This window comes from Nocardia sp. NPDC060255 (assembly GCF_042727395.1).
Taxonomy (GTDB): domain Bacteria; phylum Actinomycetota; class Actinomycetes; order Mycobacteriales; family Mycobacteriaceae; genus Nocardia.
The window spans coordinates 117,507-143,025 of the sequence record NZ_JBHXAU010000020.1 but is presented as its reverse complement, the minus strand read 5'-3'; the positions used below and the strand labels follow the sequence as shown (position 1 = coordinate 143,025).

The 25,519-nt window shown below is 66.2% G+C and carries 22 protein-coding genes; 9 read left to right on the top strand and 13 right to left on the bottom strand.

Features of this window, described 5'->3' with window-relative positions; translation table 11 throughout:
* Window positions 1-984: 984 nt before the first annotated feature.
* Window positions 985-1,905, top strand: a complete 921-nt coding sequence (locus ACFWF1_RS31000; RefSeq protein WP_379281347.1) for a helix-turn-helix domain-containing protein — start codon at window positions 985-987, stop codon at window positions 1,903-1,905.
* Window positions 1,906-3,345: 1,440 nt separating this feature from the next.
* Here ACFWF1_RS31000 and ACFWF1_RS30995 read toward each other — a convergent pair.
* From ACFWF1_RS30995 to ACFWF1_RS30980, 4 genes are read right to left on the bottom strand one after another with little or no spacing between them, the layout of a single operon-like run.
* On the bottom strand, window positions 3,346-3,741 hold the full coding sequence (locus ACFWF1_RS30995) for an NUDIX domain-containing protein (RefSeq protein ID WP_379281348.1): 396 nt from the start codon (window positions 3,739-3,741) through the stop codon (window positions 3,346-3,348).
* 29 nt (window positions 3,742-3,770) lie between these two features.
* Complete coding sequence (locus ACFWF1_RS30990; RefSeq protein WP_379281349.1) at window positions 3,771-4,166, bottom strand: nuclear transport factor 2 family protein; 396 nt, start codon at window positions 4,164-4,166, stop codon at window positions 3,771-3,773.
* A 14-nt stretch (window positions 4,167-4,180) separates the two neighbouring features.
* Window positions 4,181-4,981 carry a molybdenum cofactor biosynthesis F family protein gene (locus ACFWF1_RS30985; protein ID WP_379281350.1) on the bottom strand — a complete coding sequence of 267 codons (801 nt, stop codon included), beginning with the start codon at window positions 4,979-4,981 and terminating at the stop codon, window positions 4,181-4,183.
* A gap of 10 nt (window positions 4,982-4,991) precedes the next feature.
* Complete coding sequence (locus ACFWF1_RS30980) at window positions 4,992-5,801, bottom strand: SDR family NAD(P)-dependent oxidoreductase (protein ID WP_379281351.1); 810 nt, start codon at window positions 5,799-5,801, stop codon at window positions 4,992-4,994.
* A 171-nt stretch (window positions 5,802-5,972) separates the two neighbouring features.
* Here ACFWF1_RS30980 and ACFWF1_RS30975 point away from each other — a divergent pair, with 171 nt between their 5' ends.
* The 4 genes from ACFWF1_RS30975 to ACFWF1_RS30960 all read left to right on the top strand — a co-directional run bounded on the left by ACFWF1_RS30975 (window position 5,973) and on the right by ACFWF1_RS30960 (window position 10,692).
* Entirely contained in the window at window positions 5,973-7,001 is a 1,029-nt protein-coding gene (locus tag ACFWF1_RS30975; RefSeq protein WP_379281352.1) for an ABC transporter permease, read from the top strand.
* Between the two features lie 24 nt (window positions 7,002-7,025).
* Window positions 7,026-8,093 (top strand): sugar ABC transporter substrate-binding protein, encoded by a 1,068-nt coding sequence (locus ACFWF1_RS30970; protein WP_379281353.1) that lies wholly within the window; start codon window positions 7,026-7,028, stop codon window positions 8,091-8,093.
* Window positions 8,090-9,595, top strand: a complete 1,506-nt coding sequence (locus tag ACFWF1_RS30965) for a sugar ABC transporter ATP-binding protein (protein ID WP_379281354.1) — start codon at window positions 8,090-8,092, stop codon at window positions 9,593-9,595. The genes ACFWF1_RS30970 and ACFWF1_RS30965 overlap by 4 nt, the downstream gene beginning before the upstream one ends.
* A 110-nt stretch (window positions 9,596-9,705) precedes the next feature.
* Window positions 9,706-10,692 carry a helix-turn-helix domain-containing protein gene (locus ACFWF1_RS30960; RefSeq protein WP_379281355.1) on the top strand — a complete coding sequence of 329 codons (987 nt, stop codon included), beginning with the start codon at window positions 9,706-9,708 and terminating at the stop codon, window positions 10,690-10,692.
* Here ACFWF1_RS30960 and ACFWF1_RS30955 read toward each other — a convergent pair.
* Window positions 10,680-12,089 (bottom strand): APC family permease, encoded by a 1,410-nt coding sequence (locus ACFWF1_RS30955; protein WP_379281356.1) that lies wholly within the window; start codon window positions 12,087-12,089, stop codon window positions 10,680-10,682. The two genes, ACFWF1_RS30960 and ACFWF1_RS30955, sit on opposite strands and share 13 nt — an antisense overlap.
* A 116-nt stretch (window positions 12,090-12,205) precedes the next feature.
* Here ACFWF1_RS30955 and ACFWF1_RS30950 point away from each other — a divergent pair, with 116 nt between their 5' ends.
* Entirely contained in the window at window positions 12,206-12,823 is a 618-nt protein-coding gene (locus ACFWF1_RS30950; RefSeq protein ID WP_379281357.1) for a TetR/AcrR family transcriptional regulator, read from the top strand.
* A gap of 4 nt (window positions 12,824-12,827) precedes the next feature.
* The gene (locus tag ACFWF1_RS30945) at window positions 12,828-14,066 is read left to right on the top strand and encodes a P1 family peptidase (RefSeq protein WP_379281358.1); all 1,239 of its coding nucleotides are present in this window, start codon (window positions 12,828-12,830) and stop codon (window positions 14,064-14,066) included.
* Window positions 14,067-14,089: 23 nt separating this feature from the next.
* Here the strand turns inward: ACFWF1_RS30945 and ACFWF1_RS30940 are convergent, their stop codons facing one another.
* From ACFWF1_RS30940 to ACFWF1_RS30905, 8 genes are all read right to left on the bottom strand, one after another.
* The gene (locus ACFWF1_RS30940; protein ID WP_379281359.1) at window positions 14,090-15,055 is read right to left on the bottom strand and encodes an alkaline phosphatase family protein; all 966 of its coding nucleotides are present in this window, start codon (window positions 15,053-15,055) and stop codon (window positions 14,090-14,092) included.
* Window positions 15,056-15,275: 220 nt separating this feature from the next.
* Complete coding sequence (locus ACFWF1_RS30935; protein WP_379281360.1) at window positions 15,276-16,049, bottom strand: enoyl-CoA hydratase-related protein; 774 nt, start codon at window positions 16,047-16,049, stop codon at window positions 15,276-15,278.
* A gap of 4 nt (window positions 16,050-16,053) precedes the next feature.
* A complete protein-coding gene (locus tag ACFWF1_RS30930; protein WP_379281361.1) occupies window positions 16,054-17,835 on the bottom strand; it encodes a hypothetical protein in 1,782 nt (593 codons plus the stop codon).
* A gap of 2 nt (window positions 17,836-17,837) precedes the next feature.
* Window positions 17,838-18,338, bottom strand: coding sequence for a hypothetical protein (locus ACFWF1_RS30925; protein WP_379281362.1), 501 nt, complete (start codon window positions 18,336-18,338; stop codon window positions 17,838-17,840).
* Window positions 18,339-18,350: 12 nt separating this feature from the next.
* The gene (locus ACFWF1_RS30920; RefSeq protein ID WP_379281363.1) at window positions 18,351-18,794 is read right to left on the bottom strand and encodes a hypothetical protein; all 444 of its coding nucleotides are present in this window, start codon (window positions 18,792-18,794) and stop codon (window positions 18,351-18,353) included.
* Complete coding sequence (locus ACFWF1_RS30915) at window positions 18,791-20,011, bottom strand: FG-GAP repeat domain-containing protein (protein WP_379281364.1); 1,221 nt, start codon at window positions 20,009-20,011, stop codon at window positions 18,791-18,793. The genes ACFWF1_RS30920 and ACFWF1_RS30915 overlap by 4 nt, the downstream gene beginning before the upstream one ends.
* A 14-nt stretch (window positions 20,012-20,025) precedes the next feature.
* Entirely contained in the window at window positions 20,026-21,768 is a 1,743-nt protein-coding gene (locus ACFWF1_RS30910; RefSeq protein ID WP_379281365.1) for a hypothetical protein, read from the bottom strand.
* Between the two features lie 181 nt (window positions 21,769-21,949).
* Window positions 21,950-23,506 carry a flavin-containing monooxygenase gene (locus ACFWF1_RS30905; protein WP_379281781.1) on the bottom strand — a complete coding sequence of 519 codons (1,557 nt, stop codon included), beginning with the start codon at window positions 23,504-23,506 and terminating at the stop codon, window positions 21,950-21,952.
* A 136-nt stretch (window positions 23,507-23,642) separates the two neighbouring features.
* Between ACFWF1_RS30905 and ACFWF1_RS30900 the strand changes: the two genes are divergently transcribed.
* Both ACFWF1_RS30900 and ACFWF1_RS30895 read left to right on the top strand, forming a co-directional pair.
* Window positions 23,643-24,389 carry a GntR family transcriptional regulator gene (locus ACFWF1_RS30900; RefSeq protein WP_379281366.1) on the top strand — a complete coding sequence of 249 codons (747 nt, stop codon included), beginning with the start codon at window positions 23,643-23,645 and terminating at the stop codon, window positions 24,387-24,389.
* 119 nt (window positions 24,390-24,508) lie between these two features.
* Window positions 24,509-25,513, top strand: a complete 1,005-nt coding sequence (locus ACFWF1_RS30895; protein WP_379281367.1) for an alpha/beta hydrolase family esterase — start codon at window positions 24,509-24,511, stop codon at window positions 25,511-25,513.
* The last annotated feature ends 6 nt before the right edge of the window (window positions 25,514-25,519 follow it).

Sequence of the window (25,519 nt, the reverse complement as noted above, 5' to 3'; positions counted from 1 at the left end):
TGCGGTCTCGACGGGCATCGATGGTGGATCTGGTTGTGCCGTGTGGTGGCGCGAATTTGCTTGTCCCACAGGGCACGATGGGTTGTTCGGTGCTGCGCGGGCAGCAGGTTTCATGAGTGGCGAGTGTGTGTGCCGAGCGGCGTCGGGCGATGACGATCCTGGCTCGTGTTGACGGCGCATCCGTCGGGCAGCGTGTGGCGATGGCGGTCTCGACGGGCATCGATGGTGGATCTGGTTGTGCCGTGTGGTGGCGCGAATTTGCTTGTCCCACAGGGCACGATGGGTTGTTCGGTGCTGCAGGGGCAGCAGGTTTCATGAGTGGCGAGTGTGTGCCCAGCGGCGTCGGGCGATGACGATCCTGGCTCGTGTTGACGGCGCATCCGTCGGGCAGCGTGTGGCGATGGCGGTCTCGACGGGCACCGACGGTCGATCTGGTTGTGCCGTGTGGTGGCGCGAGTTTGCTTGTCTCGCTGGGCGCGGCGGGTGCCGCACGGGCAGCTGATTGCGTGAGTGGTGGGTGTGAGCGCCGGGCGGCGTCGGGCGATGACGGTCCGACTAGTGTTGACGGCGCATCCGCTGGGCAACATGGGGCGATGACGATCCTGACAGGCATCGTTGGTGGATCTGTTTGTGTCGGTGCGGTTGCGCGAATTTGACTGTCCCGCAGGGCGCGGTGGGGTGTGCGGTACTGCGTGGGCAGCTGATTCTGCGCGTGGCGGGTGTATGCACCGGGCAGTGTGTGGCGATGGCCGTCTCGACGGGTATCGATGGTGGATCGGGTTGTGCCGTGTGGTGGCGCGATATTGTTTGTTCCGCTGGGTGCGGCAGGTGGTGCGGTACTGTACAGGCCGCTCATTACGCGGCGGCGGGTGCCGGTGTGGTTGCGCGAATCCGCTTGTCTCGCAGGGCACGGTGGGTTGTCTGGTGCTGCACGGGCCGCCGAATTCGCGAGTGGTGGGTGTAGGGGCCGGGCAGCATGGGGCGATGACGATCCTGAGTCGTATTGACGGCGCATCCGCCGAGGGCCGCTTGCCGTTGGAACTGGTGGTCGATGACCCGGCGAACTTTCGTGGTCGAGTCCGTGGGAATGCGGCGGGGGAGTTGGTGTTTGCGGAGGTGTCCGCGATCGCGCATCGTGCCGTCCGGGATGGCGGCGATGCGTATTACAAAGTGCTGGTGCCGGTTCAGGGGTGCTGCGTGTTGAAGCAAGCCGGATGTCAAGTGCGGCTCGGGGCGAGTGATGTTGCGGTGCTGGACATGTCGCGGCCCTACCAAGTGCAGTTCGACACCGCCTGCCGGTTGCGGATCGCCGTGTTTCCACACCGCGTACTACGGCTGCCGATGGCCGAAGTCAACGCGATCACAGCCACCGCGTTGTCGCGGCGGCACCCCGCGACCGCGCTGCTGCCCGCATTGCTGGCCGGAATGACCACCAGAACAACCGAATTCGGCACTCTCGAATTGCTGAGGCTGGCCGACACCGTCATCGATGTGGTGACGACCGCGCTGGCCGCGCACATAGGCGTGGATCCAGCTGCGACCGCCCACGGCGTGTTACCCCAAGTAAAGAAATTCCTCGAAAACCACCTCGACGACCCAGAACTCTCTCCGGCGATGGCAGCATCCGCCGCACACCTGTCCCTCGGCTACCTGCACAAGCTGTTCCGCGCCGAGGGCGCCACCGTATGCGGATGGATCCGCCAGCGACGACTCGAATGCTGCCGCGCCGACCTGACCGATCCCACCCTGTACGAGCTCACCGTCGCCGCGGTGGCGGCGCGGCGAGGCTTCGTCGACGCAGCCCACTTCAGCCGGTTGTTCAAACTGACCTATGGCGTACCACCTCGCGAATACCGAATCCTCAACGGAATCGGCAACTTTCCGCTGACGGCAGCTACTGACTAGGCCAGATTTCGATGCCGGTTCATCGCCGTCGTCGCAGACAATTCCGGGAGGTCGATCGCGACCCGCTCTTGCTGAAGTTGTCCACGCCTGCCGCTATGAATTTTGAGCACATGTGCGAATACGACTGTGGTATGCGATTTCGCTGGGGGCTGTGGAGGCTGTTGATGAGCGCGTCCGTTGGTTTCGTGATCATCGATGGCGGATGCAGCGAGTGTTGGACTGGTGTCAGGTGACTTTCGTTGTTGGTTACGTACCGGGTGGTGGGGTGCGGTACTGCCGATGCAATAACGGTTCAGAAAGGTCTGCTGGTCCGGGAATGATTGGGTAATGCTGGGCGCGTCGTGTGCCGTCCCCGGCCTTACCCTTACGGTCAGGCGCGCGACGTGATCTTCCAGCCTGGCTGGTTGGCTGTGGTGCTGTTCTCGAGACCTTCGGACCCAAGTTCGGTGCGCAACGGCCCCTCCCAGCGTCGTCGAGTAGCTGCCGGTGAGCAACCAAGAATCGAGTCGAGTCGAAAGGTCGCTACTTGATCTTCAACCACGACCATTCGACTCGACTCGGTGCTATCAACTGCACGGCCTCCGCCGCTTCCCTGCCTAAGGCTCTCGGGAACAGCATCACAGCGTGGCTGGCTGGCTGGCTGTGGTGGCGAATCGAGATCTTCGGAACCCAAGTTCGGTGTGCAATAGCCTGTTCCAGCGTCGTCAGCGGCCGCCGCCACCCGATAACGAACCGAGCCGAGTCAAAAGGTCGCTACTTGATCATCAACAACGACCATTCGACTCGACTCGATCTCCGCGAACGGGACTGCCCCCGGCCATTTGACTCGACCCAACGCGGCCATGACGACTTGACGTACGAAGCATCCTCTTGACGCAGGTTGCAGCATGAGTCAAGAGGATGCTTCGTGCGTCAAGTGGCAATCCGCAGGCTCGCTCGGTACCACCAACTACACCGCACCCGACACGCTTATCTGCCCGAGAATCTCGAGAACAGCACCACAGCCACCCAGCCAGGCTGGAACTGCCACTTCCGTGACCAAACAGCAGGGTAAGGTCGGGAACCCCACCTCACGCGCCCAGCATTACCCAATCATTCCCGGACCAGCAGACCTTCCTGAACGGTTATTGCATCGGCAGCACCGCACCCCCACACCCGGCACGCAACCAACAACCAAAGTCAACGCGGTACCCGAGATCTCCGAGAATGAGTCCGCCACAACGCTTTACGTTCCACAGGCGAAGACAATGTCGTCGGGGTGCGCCACCGGAGTTACGTCGGCCATTGTGTGGCCGGGGCCAAAATCATGCTGAACACGGCGGGCATCTCGTCGTCGAACAGCGGCCGGGCCTCCTCGTGTAGCGGGATTTTGCCGTACAGCTGCCGCAGCCCAGTGTCCTCGACTCGCGCGTGTGGCAGGTACTGGCGGTGATCGGCAGCTTATCTGTCCAGCAGACCCCGAGCATGGAGGTGGGTGAAGATCAGTTGATCGACCGGTGACACGGAATCGCGATCGGACTCGGATAGCCAGGCGACCTCGGCAATTTCACTCGCGGGTGTTGGGTCGCCTTCGAAATCTGCTGTGTAGCAGGTCATTCGCACAGTGACACCGTCGGGATGGCCGTGTGCCTGTGCCTCGAAGGTGCCGAGATGCCGCGCGGTCGTCGGATCGATCCGAACGGTCAACTCCTCCAAGACTTCCCGCACCAGTGTCTCGGTGTCGCTCTCGCCGTGTTCACGCTTCCCGCCCGGCAAGTAGTAGACGTCCTTGCCATGCGATCGGGTGCTCAGCACCTTCCCCTCGACCACATGTATCCATGCCACCTTGTCGATCATCACACAGTCCTCCCGATCGTCTCGTCCCGTTAGGGTCGCATGGCCGCCTGGACTGCGGCGGTGTCGGTGAACTGTTCGAAGCGGACGACCTTCGCGTTGGACAGGCGCCATACGTGCACGAAACGGGCGGTCATCCAGTGGCCGGTCGCTCGGAAGGTGCCGGAGTAGTTGCCGATTCCGATGACGATGCCGGTTCCGGCGCCCGCGATCTCGTCGACCGCGGCGGTGTATCCGTCCCATTCGGCGGCGATGCGGGCGAAGACGTTGTCGCGCACCGCGTCCGGGCCGATGTAGGTGCCTGCGTAGGGGAATCCGGCCATCTCGGTCCACGCCACGTCCGGGGCCAGGGGGGCCAGCATGCCGGGCAGATCGCCGCGGTCGGAGGCGGCGTAGTGGGCCGTGATCACCTCGAGGTCGCGGTGCATGGGGTTGCTCTCCTTCAAATCGGTTGTCCGTCTTGGGGATACTGCACTCGGCCGAGGTCGGTGATGTGGGCGCCGCCGGGCGCGTTGCGTACTGCGCCGCCGTGGCCGATGCCGAAAAACTTTCCGGTGGAACGCATCGCGGCGAGGTCGTAGAGCCAGGTCGCGGCGACGGGGATCAGGAACTCACGGAAGGTGAACACGTAGAAGTCGTCCGCGAGTTTCCATGTGGTGGCGAGGTCCACGTCGCCGTGGCCGCGTTGTTCGCCGACCAGACATTGCCAGCAGTAGCGCTCGGAGCTCAGATAGACATGCTCGTAGAGATGGTTCGGGCTGTACCGGTACAGGGCCCGCCAACCAACGAGATCGCGAGTGGGACCAGGGATTTCGCCACTCGGCACGCGCCCGTCGCCGAGATCGACGACCCCGGCGATGAACCGCTGCGACACCTGCGGGATACCGGGCGTCGGTTGCTCGGCGATGGTCGATTCGATCGTCACCGTGCGCGCCGTCGGCAGGTGCAGCACCGTGACCTCGCTGACGTGCGGCCGGTCGGCGAAGGTCTGGTCGAGGAAGAACACATCGGGGGAGACCTCGATCGCCTGATACCAGTCGGTGCCCGAATCCGCGTCGCGCACCCAGCGCACCTGATCGGCGGAGCGGAACCGCAACTCGGTCACCACATCGTCGGACCGGCGCAGCAGCCAGCCTTGGCCGGTCAGCCGATCGGTCGGCGGTATCCGGTTGCCGTCGATCCCGGCGGCGAAGTCGTCCATCTCCTTCCAGTCAGCGGGGGACCGATCCTGTACTTCGGCCATCGTCATCTCCTCATTCGTTGGACGCGAACGCAATCGTGGGCAGGTCGACCGCGGCCGCGCCGGCATCGGCGACCACGACCGAACCGGTCATCGCGGCAGAATCGGCGGACAGCAGGAACGCGACGATGGTGGCGATCTCGTCGGGTTCCACCGGCCGCCCCAACGGTGTGTCACGGGTGACCAACCGGTAGGCCGCCTCGCGATCGATACCACGTTGGGCCGCAAGCACATCCATCTGCTCGTCGGCCATGTCGGTGCGCACCCAACCCGGGCACAGCGCGTTCACCCGCACACCGTCGCGGCCATAGTCACGAGCCAACGACTTGGTCAGCCCGATCAACGCGTGCTTCGCGGTGACGTAACCGGCCACCGCGGGTCCGGCGAACAGCCCGGCCAGCGACGACACCACCACGACCGAGCCGCCCCGCGCACGCAGATGCGGCAGCGCGCAGCGCACGGTGACGAACGCGGTGGTCACATTGGTCCGCATCGCGAGCTGCCAGTCGTCGTCGCCGGTGTCGCCCACCGTCCCGAGCCCGTGCCCACCCGCGTTGGCCACCACCAGATCCAGGCGTTCGTAGCGATCGATGGCAGCGGCCACCATCTGCTCGACATCGGCGGTGTCAGCGGCATCGCCCGCCGCGACCAGCGCGGCGTCGCCGAGCTCGGCGGCCACCGCCTCGAGCGGTTCGCGCCGCCTGCCACACAGCACCACCGCCGCGCCCTCCGCGACCAGTCGCCGTGCAGCCGCCGCACCGATACCGGTCCCGCCGCCGGTGATCAGCGCGACCTGGCCCGCCAATCGTTTCGTCATGTCCATGCCGGATCTCCGCATCGCTGTTGTCGCGCCGACGGTAACCGGCGCGAACCGGCGAATTCGAGCGCTGCCCGCACCGGGTGTTCTGGCGGACAAGGACTGTGCACGCAGGGACAAGGGATCTCGGGCCCCGGTGCCGGAAGCTGGTTCGCACATCCGACGACAGGAACGCTCGTGACCGCCAACGACACCGAACAGCGTGAACCGGCCGCCGCACCGACCGCTATCGCACCCATGGTGCGGCGAATGCTGCACACCGAATCCAACAGTGTCCTGCTGGCCACCGTGGCCCTGGTGGTCCTCATCGGTGTGCTGCACCCGGACTTCTTCAGTGCGGGCCAGATTCGCGACGTGCTGCAGAGTTCGGTGTACGTCGGGCTGCTCGCCGCCGGGATGGCGTTCCTGCTGGCGATGCGCGAAATCGACCTGTCGGTGGGCGCCGGGTTCGGGTTGTCGCTGATCACCGCGGCGGTGCTGATCCGGTCGGGACTCAACCCGTGGCTGGCCGCGGCCGCCGCGATCGGGTTCGGCGCGTTGCTCGGTCTGGTCAACGCGCTCGTCGTGCAGGTGATCGCGATCCCGGCGATCGTCGCGACCTTGGCGACCATGCAGGTCTATCGCGGACTGGCGGCGGCGTGGAGCAATGGTCAGCAGGTGAACGGATTACCTTTGGACAGTTCGTTTTTCACGATCGTCGGTGGTGATCGGCTCGGACTGCCGGTCAGCGTGTGGGTGTTGCTCGTGGTCACCGCCGTACTCACGGTGATACTGCGCCTGACACCGTTCGGCTATCGGGTCCGGTCCATCGGATCCAACCCGGAAGCGGCCCGGTTTTCCGGCATCTCGACAGCCAGGACCCGGTTGCTGGTGCTGATGGGCGTCGGTGCGCTGTGCGGGCTGGCCGGCGTGCTCGGCCTGGCGTTCTTCACCTCGGGCGACCCGAACGTCGGCACCGGGTTCGAATTGCAGGCCATCGCGGCCGCGGTGATCGGCGGCACGCCGCTGCGCGGTGGCAGCGCGACGGTCGTCGGCGCGGTCGCGGGCGCGGTGCTGCTGAGCGTGGTGTCCAGCGGCCTGGTGTATTTCGACATCCCGGTCAACTGGAGCGCGTTCGCGAGCGGCGTCGTCGTGCTGATCGCGGTCGCCATCGACAGCCTGCTGCGCAGCCGCCGTCGCGCCAAACGGTCCGAATTCGGGCTCTAGCGAACATCTTTCGAAGGAATAGCGATGAATCGATCGAACAAATGGCTGCGCGGCGCGGTGGCGTGCTGCGCGCTGATCCTGGTCGCGTGCGGCAGTAGTACCGGCAGCGGCGGCGGCCCGAAGAGCGGCACGCTGCACATGGCGTTCGTCTACGCCACCACCTCACAGAATCCCTTCCAGGAGATGGCATTAGGGGCCGCGGCGGGGGCCGCCGACGCCGGGGACGTGGATCTGAACGAGACCGCACCGTCGTCGATCAACGGCCCGCAGGAGGTGTCGCAGTTCCAGGCCGCGGTGCGCACCGCGCGCGACGGCGTCGCGATGGAGACGCTGACCCCGGATCTGTTCGTGCGCCCACTCCAGCAGGCCGCCGCCGCGGGCGTCCCACTCGCCACCGTCGATACGGTGCCGCCGGTCGGCGCGAAGGTGGAGCTGTACGTCGGCAACGACAACACCGAGCTCGGTCGTAGCCTCGCCACCGAGATCATCAAGCAGATTCCGGTCGGCACCACCGGCGAGGTGGTCCTCGGCAACGACATCCCGGGCCTGGCGCTGCTGAGTCAGCGGTTGGACGGCATGAAAGCCGTTCTGCAGGAACAACGTCCGATGCTGACCGTGGTCGGCCCGTTCGACACCGGCTCCGAACCCACCGACAACTACAACAAATGGAACAACACGGTGAAGGCGCACCCGAACGCGGTCGCCTACCTCGGTGCGGGCGCCTCCGACGCGGTGTCGCTGTCCTTGATCCAGAAGAACACCGGCCGCCGGATGCTGGTCGGGTCCTGCGATCCCGACGCGCAGGCGCTGACCGGGGTCAAGGACGGCTACGTCGCCGCGCTCGCCTCGCCGGAGCATTGGCTCAAGGGCTACATCGCGATTCGGCTGCTTGCCGACCATGCGCGCACCGGCAAACCGTTGACGCAGGGCTGGTGGAATCCCGGCGGGCTGATCATCAACGCCGCGAATATCGACGACATCATCGCCCGTCAGCAGAGCGACCAGAGCAGACGTCAATGGTTCGCCGCTGCCGCCGCCCGCCAGCTCGCCGACCCCGGCAGCTACCTGCGGCCGTTGGCAGACGCGAAATGACAAGTGCGCCAATGCTCGAGGTGCGCGGCGTCGGCAAGACCTACGGCGGCGTCACCGCGTTGCACGACGCCGAACTGACCGTGCGCGAGGGTTCGGTGCACGCGCTGCTGGGGGAGAACGGTGCCGGAAAGTCCACCCTGATCAAGGTGGTGTCCGGCGCGGTGGCTCCCGATCACGGCAGCCTCCGGCTCGGCGGACAGCCGGTGTCGTTCAACTCGACCGCCCAGGCCGCGAGACACGGGGTGGCGGTGGTGTCGCAGGAACTGAATCTGTTCCCCGACCTCGATGTGCTGGCCAATCTGTATCCGATGCGCGAACCGACCCGTGGGCCGTTCCGGCACCGGGCGGCCATGGTCGCGCGCGCCGAGCCGGTGCTGGCTCAGCTCGGCCTCGACGTCGACGTGCGCCGCGAGCTGGGCACCTTGTCCCTGGCGCAGCGTCAGCTGGTCGAGATCGCCAAGGCGCTGATCACCGAGCCGCGGGTGCTGATCCTGGACGAGCCCACCTCGGCGCTGGACGAGGGGGGCACCCGCCGGCTGCTGAATATCGTTCGGGTACTGCGGGAACGACGCGTCGCGGTGGTATTCGTCTCGCACATCCTGGAGGAAACCATGGCGCTGTGCGACGAGATCACCGTGCTGCGCGACGGGCGCACGGTGCTCTCGGCGATGCCACGCGCCGAACTCGATATGGCCCAGGTAGTGACGGCCATGCTCGGCGAGCGCACCAGCGGCCCAGTCGATGTCGCGGTGGCGCGTCCGTCCGGACGGCTGCCCGGTGCGTTGCACGTGCATGGCGTCGATGTGCCAGGCCGGTTGCATGAGCTCGAATTCAGTGCCGCACCAGGGGAAATCGTCGGTATCGCCGGGCTCGTGGGTTCGGGCCACACCGCCATCCTCGAAGTCGTGGCCGGGTTGCGCGCACCCAGTGCCGGTCGAATCACCCTGCCGGACGGACGATCCGGCCCGTCCGGTCTCCGCGCCGCGATTGCCGCCGGAGTCGCGCTGGTCTCCGGCGATCGGCGGCGGATCGGGTTGATGCTCGACAAGCCGGTGTGGGAGAACATGGCCCAGATCCGGTCGGTGGCCCTGGCCCGCGACGGCATCCTGCTGACGCCGGGCAAGTTGCGGGCTCGTGCCCGAGATCTGGTGTCTCGGTTACGCATTCGCACAACAGATGTCGATGTGGCCGGTGGCCTGCTGTCGGGAGGTAACCAGCAGAAGGTGGTACTCGCCAAATGGCTGGCGGCCGAGCCGACCGTGCTGTTGCTCGACGACCCGACCCGTGGCGTCGATGTCGGCGGCAAGGCCGAGATCCACGCCCTGCTGCGCACTGCGGCGGCCTCGACGGTGGTGCTGCTGTGCTCGACGGACCTCGACGAGCTTGCGACTCTTTGCGATCGGGTGCTGGTGCTGTATCGCGGCCGGTTGTGCGTGACCCTGCAGGGCGACCGCCTCGATCAGCACGCGATCCTGCACGCCATGAACACCGGCGCCGCCTGACCCCGGGCCGAACACGTTGCGGGCGAGGATTTTCCACTACCGCATAGAATCTCAGCTACGAAATCGTATATGATCGCTACCTGTCAGTGCCGCATCATCGAGGAGGGCACATGTCAGTGGCGATGCCGCCGCGGCTCGCGCGGGTTGACCGATTCGACAGCTTCCGCGACGCCGTCTCCAACGCCTTTGCGCCGCTACAGGTAGAGCGCGCCGGAGCCGAACCCTTCGACGGCCGGCTACGCAGCGTCGCGCTGGGCGCGCTGCAGGTGACCGAGATCGGCGCCACCCCGCACGTGGTGCACCGGACGTCGGCCTTGATCTCTCGCTCCGATCCCGAATGCTACAAGCTGGGCGTACAGCTACACGGGCACTGCCTGCTCACCCAGGACGACCGCGAAACCCGTTTGGCCGAGGGCGATTTCGCCATATACGACACCAGTCGCCCCTACTCCATGGCGTTCGACGGCCCCTACCGGCAGTTGGTGCTGATGCTGCCGCGCCAGCTGCTGTGCCTGCCCGAGAACCGGATCGCGGCCGTCACCGCGCGCCGGGTCCCCGGCAACCACGGCGCGGGCGCGCTGCTGTCCATGCTGCTGCGCGAACTGACCTGCCATCTCGACGAGGTATCGGGACCGGCCGAGACACGCCTGGCCGACAACATCATCGATCTGCTCGTCACCGTCCTGGCCGGCCGCCTCGACCTGCTCGCTTCGACCCGAACCGCGATGCGGCGCCCGCTGACCACGCAGGTCATGTCGTACATCGAAGCACACCTCGGCGAGGGCGACCTGTCGCCGCAGCGGATCGCTACCGCGCACTACATCTCAACTCGTTACCTGCACAAGCTCTTTCACGAGCAGACGACGACCGTCGCGGGCTGGATCCGGGAGCGCCGTCTGGAACGCTGCCGTCGCGACCTGCGTGACCCGCTACGCCGCGACCGGTCGATCGCCGCCATCGCCGCGCGCTGGGGCTTCCCGGACCCCGCGCATTTCAGCCGGACCTTCCGCGCCGCCTACGGCATCAGCCCGCACGAGTACCGGTGCGCGCAACGCGCGCAACCGGTCTCGAATGCCGTTGTGCCTCAAGACTCCTGAATGGGATCCGGCAGTTTCCAGCGGTCCGGACGCGGACGCAGGTAGACCAGGTAGTACGCACAGCCGAGCAACATCGCGACGACGGCGACCGCCATCTGCTGCCAGGAGGCGTCGATAACGCTGTACGCCGAATAGCCCATCGCGGCAACGACGATGATCGGCGGCAGCGGCCAGAGCGGCATCCGATAGCCGCCGGAGGACGGACGGCTACGCACCCGAAAAGCGGCCAGCGCCACTATCAAATACACCATGACCAGCCCCGCGCCGGTCGCGGTGATCAGCCAGGACAGCGGTAGTACGGTCGCCGCGACGGCGGCCAGCGCGCCGACCACGACGGTGGCGACCACCGGTGTATGCCACCGCGAATGCACGCTGCCGAGCGCCCGATCGATCGGGTCGGGCCAACTCCGGTCGCGCGCCGAGGCGAACAGCAACCGCGAGATCTGCAGGATGATGGCGATCACCGCGTTGACGATCGCGATCGCGATGCCGACGCTCACCAGCGTGTTCACCGTGGTTCCGCCACGCGCGGTGAGGAAGTAGTTCAGCGGCGCCGCGCTGGTCAGCAGGTCGGTCATCGACGGAGCGCCGAGGACGACGGCGGCCAGCGGCAGGATTTCGATGGCGACGGTGGCGGCCAGGCAGACCAAGATCACCCGGCCGATGGTGCGCGTCGCGTTCTTCGTCTCCTCCGCGTAGTAGACCGCGGCGCCGTAGCCGTTGTAACCGAACAGTGCCACCGGGATGAGGGCGGCCAGCGCGCCCGCGCCCACCGGCGTCAGGCCGCCGTCGGTCATGGTGACCGCATGTACCCATTCCGACGGTCCGCGTTGCACATTGGTGAAGCCGAGGAACACCAGCACCGCGATCGCCACGATCTCGATACACAGGAAGACCCCGGTGACCCAGGCGTTCGCTTTGATGTTGAGCACCGCGATCCCGGTGGTCACCACGATGACGCCGATGCCGACCCATTTGCCGCCGAGCTGGGGTATCGCCACGCCGAGGTAGTCGCCGGTGCCGAGGGCGATGACCGAGATGATCAGCACCCCGTTCACCAGCGTCAGGGCGAACAGGGCGAACCCGATGGGCCGGCCGAGTAGCCGTGCCGCCCAGGTGTATTCGCCGCCGGTGATCGGAAAGGTCGCCGAGAGTTCGGCATAGCAGAGTGCGATGAACACCGACGCCACCGCCGCGATGGCCAGGGTGAGGACCGACGCGCCACCCGCCGCTAACAGGATCGACGGAATGATGATGAACACGCTCGACGCCGGCGTCACCGACGACAGCGTGATCAGGATGTTTTCCCCCATGCCGAGCGCTCGCGAGAGCTGTTGGCGGTACCGGGGTTGTTGATGGTCGTCGTCGGCAGTCTGGCCGGTGGTCTGGGTCGCCATGGCCGGTCCTTTCTTTGATGTACAGTCAAAGAATGACTTAAAGCCGCTGTGAAGATCTGGTTTTTGAGGTTACGAATAATTAATTCGTCATCAACATGAGGCAACAGGAGGGGCGGATGGCACGGCACAAGGATCAGGAGCGGGCCCGCCGGGTGATTCTCGACGCGGCGCTGACCGCGGTGTCCGACCGCGGCGTCGGCAAGCTCAAGATCCGTGAGGTCGCCGAGTTCGCCGGGGTCTCGCCCGCGACGGTGCACTACTACTTCGACGATCTCGACAACCTGCTGCGTGAGGTCCATCGCGAGGCGAGTGACCGGTTCTTCGGCGGTCGGCTGGCCATGGTCGCCACCATCACCGACGCCCGCACGAAGATCGGCGCGTTGATCTGGGCGGGACTGCCCGCCTCGGAGGCCGACGAACTGGTCGTCGCACTGTATCGGCTGGCCGCCTATCGCACCGTCGCCGCCGAGCACGGCGACCTGATCACCGCGCTGTTCGAGCAGCAGGTCGCGGTGTACCTGAGCGCGCTGGAGGTGGGAATCGCCCAGGGGCACTTCAGTATCGATGCGCCGATCCTGGATGTCGCCGCGAATCTGGTTGCCCTGGAGGATGCCTACGGCCTGCACATCGTCAGCCGCAACCGATCGATCACCAAAGCCCGTGCCGCCGAGCTGATCTGCTCCTACGCGCGGACGGCCACGCAATGCCTCGACATCACCCTGCCGGAAGGATGAGCCGATGAGTGAAGCATCGCGCAGCGATTCGATGAGGGGTGATGGCCGGGCGGCGGGTGGGCGTGTGCACCAATCGTTTTCGCCCGACGGACGCCCGCGGGCGAGGGCCCTCGGTATCGCCCCCGACGGAACGCCGGGTCCGTGGAACGCTATTACCGATGTGGCCGGAATCGAAGTGGGGTATCAGACGCTGATCGCGGGGGACGGGCCCTTGCGAGTGGGCGCGGGCCCGGTGCGGACCGGTGTCACGGCGATCCTGCCACGGGGCCGGTCCGGCCTCGGACGGCCATGTGCCGCGGGACGCTACTCGCTCAACGGAAACGGCGAAATGACCGGCACCGCTTGGATCGATGAGGTCGGCCAGCTGTCGATGCCCGTCACGATCTCCAACACCCATGCCATCGGCGCCTGCCACACCGGTGCGATCCAGTGGATCAACCAGACCGATCCGGCCCTGGCTCGTGAGTGGCTGCTCCCCGTCTGCGCCGAAACCTGGGACGGGTACCTCAACGACATCAACGGCGGTCACGTCACGCCGGAACTTGTTGTCGCCGCCCTGGATTCGACCCGGTCCGGTCCGCTCGACGAGGGCTCGGTCGGCGGTGGCACCGGCATGAACTGCTACGCCTTCAAAGGCGGCAGCGGCACCGCGTCCCGGCTGGTCGAATTCGGGCCGCACACCTACACCGTCGGAGTATTCCTGCAGGCGAACTTCGGCTCCCGGCGCGAACTGACGATCCGCGGCGTGCGCGTCGGCGATCGGCTCACGGTCGGCAATCCGATGGAAACCACCGACTGGGGGACCGCACCCCACCGAAGTCCCGCCGCGCCAGGCGGTTCGGGGTCGGTCATCGTGATCGTCGCGACCGATGCCCCGCTCGACCCCTTGCAGTGCACGGCCATGGCCCGCCGCGTGCCGTTCGGATTGGCTCGCACCGGTACTACCGGCAGCCTGTTCTCCGGTGACCTGTTCCTGGCCTTCAGCACCGCCGGAGATCGCCGCTCCGACACCGGATTCCCGAGCGGTGCGCCCACCGCCGCCGACCTGGTCACCGCCGCCCGCCTGCCGTGGAACCGGATGGATCCGATGTATACCGCCGTCGTCGAGGCGGTCGAGGAGGCTGTGCTGAACGCCCTCATCGTGAACACCTCGATGACCGGTCGCGACGGCCACCACTCGGCTGCCCTGCCGCACGACCAACTGAAGGCCCTGCTGGCGAACGGCGCCCCGGCCGGGAAATAGGGCCGGGGCGCCGATTCGGGTGGTCAGCCGGCGTTGATCATCGAGGTGCCGTCGAAGTCCTTGCTGGCGGGGACGTCGAGCAGGGCGAGTGCGGTGGGGGTGATGTCGACCAGCGAATTCTTGGTCTTCGCACCGGCTTTGAACGATCCGCCGCGGGCGATGACGAAATTGGCTGTCTCGTCGGCGGATTGGCCGCCGTGGCCGCCGGCCGGGCGGTGGCCGTGGTCGGCGGTGACGATGATCTGCCACTTCTCCTTCGGGTTGGCGGCGGCGCGGGTGTCGACGGCGGCGACGATCTTGCCGACCTGTTCGTCGACCCGGGTGATCGCGTCCAGGTATTCCGGCGAGGCGCTGCCGTGCGCGTGACCGGCCTCGTCTACCTGGTCGAGGTGGGTGAAGAGGAAGTCGGGAGCGTCCTTGGCGATGGCGGCCGCACTGGCGGTCGCGGTGGCCGCGTCGATCTTGGCCTCGTCCGGGTCGTCCGGCTGTGCCGGGGTAGCGATGTTGAGGTCGGCGTGCGGATCGTTGCTGCCCGCGATGGTGGCGATCGGGCCCCAGGTCGCGATCGACTCGGTCGTCAATTCCGGCTTGGCCTTTTCGAGCTGGGTGAAGACGGTCGGGTACTTGATGAACGGGGTGGCGTCGAAGTTGTTGTTCGTGATGCCGTGCTTGGTGTCCCACACCCCGGTGAGTACGGTGGCCCAGGAGGGGCCGGAGATGGACGTGTGCGGTGCGATCGAGGACTGGCCGAGGGTGCCTTGTTCGGCAAGTTTCAGCAGGTTGGGCGCTTTGGCCTCGACGATCTTCTGGTACATGGTGCCGTCCAGCCCGATGACGACCACCTTGGTCTTCGAGCCGCCCGAACCGGTGTCGGCCGATCCGGTGCCGGGCAACGCGGCGGCGGAACCCGTCGCCAGCAAGGTAGTGGCAATCACGGCGATCGTGGTCGCGGTGATCATCTTGGTCGTGGGGTTATTGCGCGGTCTCATGGTCTAGACCGTTTCATTCGGAACTGGACGGGCGCTAGGTGCACCGCGATCCGTTCACCGATGATTCGATCTGGTGAACGGATCGGGTGATGCTTCTCGAAGCGGCTTCCTCGGCCGCGTCGATGATCCTCGCCGAAATAGCGTGCTGCACAAGGCGTGTCGCGCTCTTGATATTTCTATCCGAAAGTTTTCTTCCTATTCATATTGTCGGCTCGCTGAATCACCGGTGCGCCCAACGGGGTTCGCGGCGTTCGAAGAACGCGGTGATGCCTTCGATCGCGTCTTGCGAGGCGAGCGCGGTGGTCATCGCGTCGTGCGTGATCTGCCATGCCGCGTCGTCGTCGGCGGAGTTGACGCGTTCGAGCGCGGTCAGGCTTTCCCGGACCGAGACCGGTGCGTTGCGGCAGATCCGCTCCGCCACCTCGAGCGCGCCGTCGAGTGCGTCGCCCGGTGCGGTCAGCACATTCACGAAGCCGAGGTGCCAGCCGCGCTCCGCGCCGAGCGGCTCGCCGGTCAGCAGCAACTCCTTCGCGACATTGAGCGGCAGCGCCCGCTGGGTCCGGAACAATCCACCGCAGGTGGCGATCACGCCGCGGCGCGGTTCGGGCAGTGCGAAGGTGGCGGTGCGTGCGGCCACCACCAAGTCGCACGCCAGCACGATCTCCATGCCGCCGCCGAGCGCGTGACCGTCCACCGCGGCGATCAGCGGCTTGCGCCGCCGCCTGCGGATCACGCCGTACTCGCCGCCGCGTGCGGTGCGCTCGCCGGGGCCGGTGCTCAGATCCGTGCCCGCGGAGAACATCTCGTCGCCGCCGGTGAGAATCGCGACCCGCAGTTCTGGATCGTCCTCGAATTCGTTGAGGGCGCAGTCCAATTCGGCCGTCATCGCGGCATCGAAGGCATTGCGTTTGGCCGGGCGATGCAGCCGGATGATGAGGGTTCGGTCGTCGCGCTCGCGGCGCACCACCGTGGTTCGGCAGTCGTTGTCGTTCATGGGTTTACCGATCGGCGCCGACGGCGCGCTCGACGAACCCGGCGATCGCCAGCCCGGCCGGATCCGGTCGGCCGTCGTTCTGCACCTCCGCCCCGGCCAGGGTGTCGATGTGCGTGTATCCGGGCAGCATGACCCGCCGGAAATGCGGTGCGTTGGTGAAGAGCTGCGACGCGACCTCCTGCAGGTTCAGCATGTTGTTCACCACGCTCTTATCGCCGTTGATGGTGATCATCGGCTTGTCGCGCAGTTGGGCCTCGTACCGGATCGGGGACAGGTCGCCGGATCGGGTGCCGCCGAGGGCGAAGAAGGTGTCGTAAAGAACCTTTGTCGGGAAGTAGATTTCGGTGAAGCCGAGCGGTCCGGACAGCATGCGGGCGAAATCCTTGATATCCACCACTTCGCGGGACGGATTGGTCCACGAGGTGGTCGGGGTGTCGCGGTAGTCGCGCCACCGGTAGAGCCAGTTGTGATCGGTGGGCGCGATGCGTTTGCCGTGACCGATGGTGGCCGCCAAGAGGTTTCCGGCCAGTGGCCCGATGAACGGCACCTTGGTCAGCTGGTCACCCCATTCGCCGGGCACCGGGAACGACTTCTCCGCGACCGGGCCGTCGAGGGTGCCGAGGCTGGTCTGGTCGAGCCCGATGGTCATCGCGTTGTCGTCGACGATCGCGCCGAGGTAGGCCTCGTTGGTGTAGCGGAAGCTGGTGAGCCCGTTCGCCCCGGTGACGGCGTCGAGCAGATTCGGTGATGACACCGTCCGGAAGGTGCTGGCCAGCTGCCAATCCTGCGGCATGATCCGGGTGAGGTCGGTCTCCTCGTCCGGAGCGAACCTGGCCGCGAGGCCCGCGATGGTGATCGCGTTGAACGACTTCGGGTTGAACACCGGAATGAGCGCGTTGTCGTTGGGGATCAGTCCGAACTTCAAGCCGAAAGTCTCGATGTCGTACGGCAATCCGGTGAGCACCGTGGACAGCGCGTTCATCAGCGGATCCACCTTCAAGCCGACCACGTCCGCGGTGACCACGGTGTCCAGCGCCACGAAACCCGCGCATTGATTGAATCCGGCATCTTCGGGTTGACCGGTGAAATCCCAGGCACCGAAGATGCCGGTGATGAGCCCGCCCTGGGAGTGTCCGCCGCACAGCGTCTTCGTCTTACGGAACTCGCGGTCGGGCAGCTCGCGGGTGAGCAGCTCGTTCATATCGGTGACCGTCTGTGCCATACCGAAATCCGCGCCCTGCTTATCACCCCACAGGCCCCGGAATCCGGCGAACCGCTTCCCGTCGATCTCTTTGTTGTTGTAGTAGTAGTCGACCGCGACGTGATAGTCCCGCGCGGTGACCGCCGCCTCGATGCCGGTGTCGTCCTGCTGGCAGACGCCGCGCCGGGCGATCGACCACCATTCCGCCTTCTTGCCCTGGTTCTTCAAGTCGTTCAACGTGTTTCGGGCGACTCGGTCCAGCGACGACGCACTGCCGGTGGCGCCGGGCTGCATCACGAGCACGGCGTCGGCCTGCTGCGGATCCTCGGGCCCGTCGGTGAGCCGGTAGCGCAGATAGCTGATCTTCTGGCATTGCGGCGGTTGCGGTCCGGCGCTGGGCAGCATGGGGCTGTCCAGCGTGATCTGGCGGACCTCGATACCGCCCCAATCGTCCACCACCTGTTCGGTGCGGCCGAGTTCGGCCGGCGCCGCGACGGCGACCGTCACACTGCCGATCGACAGCACGAAAGCCGTTGTCAGCGCGCCCAATACCCGCGTTTTCGGTATCACAGACCCTGCTCTCATGATCAGTTGATGAATCGGAAGCACGCGCGCTGGCCGCGGTCGCCAACAGTGGCCGAGGACATGCACACCATGCGGTACTCCTTGGCGGGCAGGTCGGTGAGCACCCCGAAGACGTAGCCTCCTGCGCACTGATCGACCAGCGGATGTACCTCCTGCACTCCGGTTTTCGTCTCGAAGACCAATGACCCCTCGGCGCAGTTGTTGGCGAAGAAGGGGGCGATATCGGCCAGCCAGCCGATGGTGAGCGCGGGCCACTCGGGATCGACCGCCCACACCGCGCCGTCGAAGCTGACCCCGGCCGGGAACTGATTGGTGTGCTTGAAATCGAAGCCGAGGATATTGGCGTTGAAGTTGAACGGCGGTAGTAACGGTGGCAGCGCGGTTTTCGCGGTCGGCTCGGCGGGCGGGGCGATGTCGGCGAGTGCGGGCGCCGCGTAGGTGACAGGTGTCGCGCAGGCGATGGCTGCGGCGGCCAATCCGGTGAGCAGTCGAATCGTAGTCATATCGGCCGTTTCTCAGTCGTTGGGGAAGCGAAAGCAGGTCTCGGTGCGCTGTAAGGCCACGGTGACCACGCCGCACACTTCGGCATAGTCACCGGCGGGGCGCTTGGCGATCAGTAGGTAGGGGATCGGCGCCCCGCAGCTGGTGCCGACCGGAATCGTCTCGGGTGCACCGGATTTCGGGTGGAAGACGAGTTCGGCGGTGGTGCACACCTGGTCGAAGGGCGTGGCGTCGGCGAGCACGCCGAGCACGCCCGGCTGGATCATCGGATTCAGCGTGGCGATATCGGCGTCGAACAGCGCGCCGTTGGGCACGGTGGTGAAGTGGTTGATGCTGGTGCCACCGAAGCTCGTGCCCCAGGACAGGGTTGGTTCGACGGCTGCGGCGTTCGGCGCGCCGACGACGGCGAGCGCGGCGGTTCCGGCCGCCAGCGCCGGAATGATCAGATGGGCCTTCATCGGGCATCGTCCTCGGGGATTCGGTTGAGCAGCACGGCGACGTCCTGCGAGACAGTGCTCATGGTCAATACGTCGGGGCGGTGCCCAGGGCGCAATTGCGCGGTTTGCGCGGCCTGTGGTCCGAGGCCGACAGTGTGTTGTTCGACGTAACCGAAGGTGCGGTCACCGTTGTTGCGGAACACCATCGCGGTCGACGGAAGATATTGCAGAGCAACGACATCCATCCGCCCGCTGCCGGTGAAATCGCCGATCGCGATGGCGCACGGTGCTATTCCGCCAATGGTCGGTGTCGGGGCGCCGAAGTTGCCGTGCCCGTCGCCGTAGTGCACGGAAAAGCCGAACGCCGCGATATTGGCGGTGATGATGTCGAGGTTGCCGTCGCCGTCCATGTCGGCGAGCTTGATGTCCTCGCTCGGCAGCGTCGCGAGATTCCACCGCGGGGGCAGGAATCCGCCGTGCCGGTCATTGACCAGTACCCAGACGCCCGAGGTCGCCAGATCGTGCGAGACCAGATCCGGCCAGCCGTCGTTGTCCACATCCCCGGTCAGCAGGCTGGCCTTGCCGATCCCGGCACCGAACCACCGCGGCGGCGCGAAATGCCCGGCGCCGTCGTTGTCCATGATGCCGACGCCGCCGGGCACCGGGATGAAGGAGTTGATCGCGATCGACTGACGTCCGGTGTGATCGAAGTCGGCGATCGCGACACCGAACGGGATACCGCCGGTGCGGTAGGTGACATCGGGATTGAAATCCGTAGCGTACGTGCGGTCTACGGTGAAATTGCCGTGCCCGTCGTTGAACAGCACGGTGATGCTCAGGTAGTTCGTGACCACCAGATCGAGCACGCCGATGCCGCGCAGGTCGGCGGCCTGGATCGCGTTCGCGCCGACCTCGGTGCCGATCCACTGGGGCCGGGTCAGCTGTCCCCGCCCGTCGCCGTGCAGGATGCCGACGCCGCCGCCGATGCCGGTGGCGGCGACGGATTGCACTCCGTCGCCGAAGAAGTCACCGACGGCGATGGTCTGCGAGCCGACGCCCGCACCGAGGCCGCCGACCGGATACTGCACCGATTCCTCGAAGACCGGGTCGGGCCCGGCCGAACCGGAACCGGATCCGGAGGGTGGCTGCGCGAGCGCGCCCGGCAGCGAACCGAGCGCCGATCCGAAGGTGAGCGTCAGTGCGGCGCACACCGCGGCAGACCGTTGCAGTCGAGACATTCCAGCCTTCCTGATCATTGCGGTTGGCAGTCGTAGCGCGGGTGTCCGTTGAGTGCGTCGACGAACCACTCGGGCCGGATCATCTGACCGATCGAGGCGCGGTCCGGAATGCGCAGGCAGAGGTTGGGGCCTGCCGCGCCGGACGGCGCGTACTCACTGGCGAACGCACGGGACAGGCCGACCCGCGGCTTGCTCAGGCTGTCGCACGCGGCGGCGTCGCGATCCGCCCGGCCGTAGCAGTTGAACCACGCCATCGAATAGTCCACTGACAGCGCCGGTCCGCCGAGCGAGCGCGGCACCCCGACCCAGTTGATGGAGTCGCCGTGGCTGCCGCTTTCATAGCTGATCCATTGCACGGGTGCGTTGGAACCGCTGGCGAGGATGTTGCGGTACCGATCCATCGTGCCGAAGGGCCCGTCGGTGGCATTGAAGAACGGCTGCGGAAAGTTGGTGATGCCGTAGCCGCTCAAGCCGGGAATGTCGATGTCGGCGGTCTGCATTTGCAGTGGGACATCAGTATTCAACGCCTGGAAGCCGGACATGACCGACGCCGAGGCGACATGTGGCAGCGGCTTCCCATCGATGCCGTGGCCTTTCACCTGCCAATCGAGATAGCTGGAAACCCCGACGGCACCGATGGATTGGCCGAACAGCGACACGTGTGTCAGGTCCATCCGGTCGAGCCACGGGTTGACCGTGTTCTTGCCCGCCGGCGCGTAGGCGGGGTCGTAGCGGACCAGCCGGGGTGGTGCGACCGCGAGGTTGGCCAGTTCGTTGGCCAGGTCGATCACCAGGTTGATCGGTTCGCCGAACACCCACCGCACGGCGTCCTGCGCGTCCCGGCAGGAGGTCGGCGCGAAGCAGTCCGGGACGCTGAGCAGCGGCACATACATGTCGAGGAGGCTGCCCTCGCTACCCGGCTGACCGGCCTGGGCGACGGTGATCGCGATGAATCCGTTGCGCGCCGCCGATTCCGCATACATGCCGATATCGATCTGTCGTTCCGCCGCACCCGGCAGGCCGACCGCGACCGGGAACTTCGTATCGGAGTGCTCCGCCCCCGGCGGGAACCAGATCTTGGCGGACAGCGGGATGCCGCGCGAGTTGATGATCTTGAACTTCTTGACGTGGCCACGCTTGAAATCGGCGCCGGAGTCACCGGGTGCGCACGAGCCCGCCGTGGTTTCGTAGATGACGCTGCCGTCCGGATTCAGGCAGGGCAGCCGGAAGTCGGCTTCCTGGAAGCGCGGATCGTCGTAGTTGTCATCGACCATGGTGTCGGAATCCGGCGCGATGATCACCTGCCCCGCCGTGTCGGCGATGCCGAACTGCCCGTTGCTGTTCCAGTCCGGCAGGTAGTCCGGATGCGGCGGGAACCCGGCGCTGAAGGGCGGGAGGTGGGTGGCCGCGTCCCAGATTTTCTGCGCCGCGACCACCAGCCGCTGCTGGGAATCGGGCGCGGTGAACGTTTCCGGTTTGGTCAGATCGGCGAAGGCCTCGGTGAAATGCCCCAGGTTGGTGAGGATTCCGGCTTTCACGAAGTAGTCGAGCATGCCCGGCGTGAGAACGTCACGGACCATCCCGCTGCCGCCGCCGATGAGATTCCAAACCTGTTGCAGCACATAGCTCGGATCGGGCGGCTGCGGCGCGAAATCGGGTTCGGCCGCGGCCGGGGTCACGCCGGAGGCCGCGATCGATAGCGATGTCGCCGCGACGATGGTACAGAGAGCTCGCGCCAGTTTGCGAGGGTATGGCACCCGGTCCTCCTTGACAGATGTGCGATGCGTGCGCCGGGTGCCATGGGCCGTTCGGCAGTGCCGCCCGCCCGGCATGGAGTGACCCAGGCCTCACTACTTGACAGTAAGGTCTTGTTACCCAGCAGGTCTCGACATGATTCGCCAGAGGATTGATATCCGGGGCCACGTGGGTGATCGTCGGCTAACGCGCACGCGGGGCCAGCCGATAACGGACGCCGGTGGTCCGGGGTTCGACGTGAGCGGGCGGGGCGACCGAGTCGAACACATAGTCCGACATCGGAAAGTGCTTGGCGCGCCAGGTCGCCTCCGCGGTGAACGAGGGGCGCACGAAGGGCGCGTCACCGTTTTGGTCGAAGTAGTAACTGTTGGCGGAGCCGCAGTTGTTGTTGAAGAACACGCTATGTTGTTGGCGCCGTTGCATGGTCGCGAAGAACGTGTCGTTCGCCTGCCTGCTCACCGTCACGGCGGTCGCCCCGCGTCGCCTGGCCTCCTCGATGCAGCGCAGCGCGTGCGTGGTCTGGTATTCGATCATCGAGAACCACGAGTTGCCGGTGAAGGAGTACGGGCCGAGCACCAGCCATAGATTCGGGATATTCGGCACGCTGGTGCCCTCGTAGGCCTGATAGCGCTCCTTTTCCCAGAACTCGCCGAGTTCGACACCGTCGCGGCCGATCACCGGAAACGGTGGCGTGTTGCCCGGTTCGAACACTCGGAAACCGGTTGCCAGGATCAAGGTGTCGAAGTGCTGCTCGCGGCCGTCGGTAGTGCGGATGCCGGTTGGGGTGACCCGGTCGATGCCCTCGGTCACCAACTCCACGTTCGGTTCGGTGTAGGACTTCAGGTAGGTGTTCGAGAACGACGGCCGCTTGCAGCCGAAACCGTAATGCGGAAGCAGCTTTTCGCGAAGATGCGGATCCGGCACCTGACGGCGCAGATGCCAGCGGCAGATCGCCTCGATGGCCTTGGTGGTCCAGGAGAACTGCCGGTTGTAGGAGATCGCGGCCACCATGATCAGCTCGGTCAGCGCCGTGGTCACCGCGCGCACGGCCCGCTGCGTCGCGGGCACCGCGCGGAACAGCCTGCGCGCTCGCGGGGGCAGCGCGAAATCGAACTTCGGGAACACCCAGATCGGCGTGCGCTGGTAGACGTGCAGGTGCGCTACCCGGCCGGTGATCTGCGGAATGATCTGCAGCGCAGAGGCTCCGGTGCCGATGATGCCGACCCGCCGGCCGGTGAGGTCCACCGAGTGATCCCACTCCGCGGTGTGCATCACGGTTCCGGCGAACTCCGCCAATCCGGGAAGGTCGGGGCGTTTCGGCTGGGTCAGCCCGCCGACGCCGGTGATCAGGAATCGGGTTGTCAGCTCCTGTCCATCCGCGGTCGACACCCGCCAGAAGTGCTGCGCCTCATCCCATTTCACACCGACCACCCTGGTATTCAGGTGAAGGTGCTCGCGCAGGCCGTATTCGGCGACGCAGTGGTCGGCGTAGTGCTTGAGTTCCGCGCCCGGCGCGAACACCCGCGTCCAGTCCGGGTTCGGTTCGAACGAGAACGAGTACGTGAACGACGTGATGTCCACGGCGACACCGGGATAGGTGTTGACATACCAGACCCCGCCGACGTCGGCCCGGGCGTCGAGGATGACGAAATCGCTGATTCCGCTGCGGCGCAGTTTGATTGCCGCGCCGATCCCGGAGAATCCGGCCCCGATGACGATCACCTCGTGGTCGATGGCCACTGCTGTTGAGTCCACAACACCTCCTCAAGTGTGTGGCTGAGTGTATGGTACACCTATGGGTACGACAAGGCCTGATCCGCGTAAGCGCAGGTCGGTCCGGGTGCTACGGCCCGATGCGACTAGAGTTCGAGCGGTTATGTCGGAACAATCCATCGTCGAGGCGATCACCGAGCGGATCGCCCTGCAGATCGCCTCGGGCGCCTACCGTGCGGGGGAGCGGCTGCCCTCGGTGCGTCAGCTCGCCGCCGATCATTCGATCAACGCCTCGACCGTGCAGGTCGTCCTCGGGCGCCTGCATGCCGCGGGCTTCGTCGAATCACACCGTGGCGTCGGCTTTCTCGTGCGGGACGTGCGGTGGGAGGGTGGCATCGAGACGCTGCGCTACCTGTTCCGCTTTTCCGCCGAGCTGCCCGAGCTGGCGCAGACCATTCTCGCCGACATGCTCACCACCCGGTGGACCCTGCTGTCCGAGGCGGCGACGGTGCTGGCCGACAATCCGGGCAAGTACGACCCGTCCACTGTCCGCCGCGCGGTGCGTCAACTCGAACAGCACGCGGCCCGCCAGCAGGTGGCGCCGCCCGCGCTGGCCTCGGCCGAACTAGGGGTGTATCGCGCCGTGATGGCCACGCTCGATCGTCCGGTCGCCCTCGCGGTGATCAATTCGATCGAGGCGATCCTGCTCGGCGTGCCGCAGGTACTCGACGCCCTCTATGTCCACCCGACGGTGCATGTCGAGTTTTGGAAGCATGTCCTGAGCCTTTGGGAGAACGGCGAATTCACCCGCGAGGTGATCGCCGGACTCGCCGCCGCGGTGCGGCTCTACGACGACGACGCCACTCGCCGCCTGCGCGAGACGCTGACGGCGCGCGAGACCGGCGACTGACCGCTGTCGCCGATCGGTCCGATGGCAACCGTGCTATACATGATACTAGCATAACGATAGTACAAGGCAGGTGAACACGGATTCGCGGAGCGATAGGGCGTCTCCGGAAAGGAACCGAGATGCGCTTCGCTGTCCGAAAACCTTCCGCGCGAAGACTTCTCGATCGGGTAGCGCTCGCGACGGCGCTGCTGTTGGTGCCCGTGAGCCCCGCTGCGGCCGAGCCCGCAGGTGCTGCGGCCTTGGCCGTCATTCCTGCTGAGCTGACCTGGCACGACTACGGCAGCGGCGCATCGGCTCGGCGGTATCTGAGCTACGCGCCCGCCGGACTCCCGCCGGACAGTCCGGTCGTCGTGTGGCTGCACGGTTGCTGGTTCAGCGGCACCGATCCCACCGACGACGCGCGGGTCGAGAGCGCGCTGGCGACCGGCTTCCCGGACCTGGCCGCGGCCAAGGGCTTTGCCGTCGTCTTCCCGCAGCAGCCGAAGTCGGCGAATTCCGACGAGTGCTGGAATTGGTACGACCCGACTCAGCAGTGGGGCGCCAAGGGGGAGGCGGCCACCATCGCCGGGATCACCGGTCAGGTGGTCGATGCGTTGCACGCCGATCCGAAAAAGGTCTATCTGGCCGGGCATTCGGCCGGCGGCGCGATGACCGCCGTGGTGGGTTCGGTCTATCCGAACCGGTACGCGGCACTCGGGATCAGCGCCGGATTTCCGGCGGACACCGGCTTGGACGCGTTGGGCATGATCGCTGCGGGGAAGATGATCGACCTGGGCGTGTCACGGATGCCGGTCACGGTGATCACCGGCGAGAAGGATCCGGTGGCGCTGCCGCTGTTCCAGCGCTTGGTCGTCAATGAATGGCGGCACGCGAATGCCTCGGCGCGTAAGCGAAGTCTCGATCTGCTGCCCGCCGTGATCGATGCGATCGCGCCTCCCGCGCCCGCTTCGGTGGATACCTTCCCCGCCGGCGGCGGCGAATATGCCAGGACCGTCTCGCATTACCGGGTAGGCGATCGGACCACCGTCGACCAGTGGGTATTCCAGGGGATGGGACACGAATACCCCAGCAAGACCATGACTCCCGCGCTGTGGCAGTTCTTCTCCGACAACGGTCCGCGATAACCGTGA

Bases quoted from the DNA above. Each gene is read 5' to 3' on its own strand.
- ACFWF1_RS30995 (WP_379281348.1), bottom strand. From the start codon at position 3,741: ATGATCGACAAGGTGGCATGGATACATGTGGTCGAGGGGAAGGTGCTG.
- ACFWF1_RS30985 (WP_379281350.1), bottom strand. From the start codon at position 4,981: ATGGCCGAAGTACAGGATCGGTCCCCCGCTGACTGGAAGGAGATGGAC.
- ACFWF1_RS30920 (WP_379281363.1), bottom strand. From the start codon at position 18,794: ATGAAGGCCCATCTGATCATTCCGGCGCTGGCGGCCGGAACCGCCGCG.
- ACFWF1_RS30980 (WP_379281351.1), bottom strand. From the start codon at position 5,801: ATGGACATGACGAAACGATTGGCGGGCCAGGTCGCGCTGATCACCGGC.
- ACFWF1_RS31000 (WP_379281347.1), top strand. From the start codon at position 985: ATGACGATCCTGAGTCGTATTGACGGCGCATCCGCCGAGGGCCGCTTG.
- ACFWF1_RS30945 (WP_379281358.1), top strand. From the start codon at position 12,828: ATGAGTGAAGCATCGCGCAGCGATTCGATGAGGGGTGATGGCCGGGCG.
- ACFWF1_RS30990 (WP_379281349.1), bottom strand. From the start codon at position 4,166: ATGCACCGCGACCTCGAGGTGATCACGGCCCACTACGCCGCCTCCGAC.
- ACFWF1_RS30960 (WP_379281355.1), top strand. From the start codon at position 9,706: ATGTCAGTGGCGATGCCGCCGCGGCTCGCGCGGGTTGACCGATTCGAC.
- ACFWF1_RS30900 (WP_379281366.1), top strand. From the start codon at position 23,643: ATGTCGGAACAATCCATCGTCGAGGCGATCACCGAGCGGATCGCCCTG.
- ACFWF1_RS30955 (WP_379281356.1), bottom strand. From the start codon at position 12,089: ATGGCGACCCAGACCACCGGCCAGACTGCCGACGACGACCATCAACAA.
- ACFWF1_RS30940 (WP_379281359.1), bottom strand. From the start codon at position 15,055: ATGAGACCGCGCAATAACCCCACGACCAAGATGATCACCGCGACCACG.
- ACFWF1_RS30935 (WP_379281360.1), bottom strand. From the start codon at position 16,049: ATGAACGACAACGACTGCCGAACCACGGTGGTGCGCCGCGAGCGCGAC.
- ACFWF1_RS30895 (WP_379281367.1), top strand. From the start codon at position 24,509: ATGCGCTTCGCTGTCCGAAAACCTTCCGCGCGAAGACTTCTCGATCGG.
- ACFWF1_RS30970 (WP_379281353.1), top strand. From the start codon at position 7,026: ATGAATCGATCGAACAAATGGCTGCGCGGCGCGGTGGCGTGCTGCGCG.
- ACFWF1_RS30915 (WP_379281364.1), bottom strand. From the start codon at position 20,011: ATGTCTCGACTGCAACGGTCTGCCGCGGTGTGCGCCGCACTGACGCTC.
- ACFWF1_RS30950 (WP_379281357.1), top strand. From the start codon at position 12,206: ATGGCACGGCACAAGGATCAGGAGCGGGCCCGCCGGGTGATTCTCGAC.
- ACFWF1_RS30965 (WP_379281354.1), top strand. From the start codon at position 8,090: ATGACAAGTGCGCCAATGCTCGAGGTGCGCGGCGTCGGCAAGACCTAC.
- ACFWF1_RS30925 (WP_379281362.1), bottom strand. From the start codon at position 18,338: ATGACTACGATTCGACTGCTCACCGGATTGGCCGCCGCAGCCATCGCC.
- ACFWF1_RS30930 (WP_379281361.1), bottom strand. From the start codon at position 17,835: ATGAGAGCAGGGTCTGTGATACCGAAAACGCGGGTATTGGGCGCGCTG.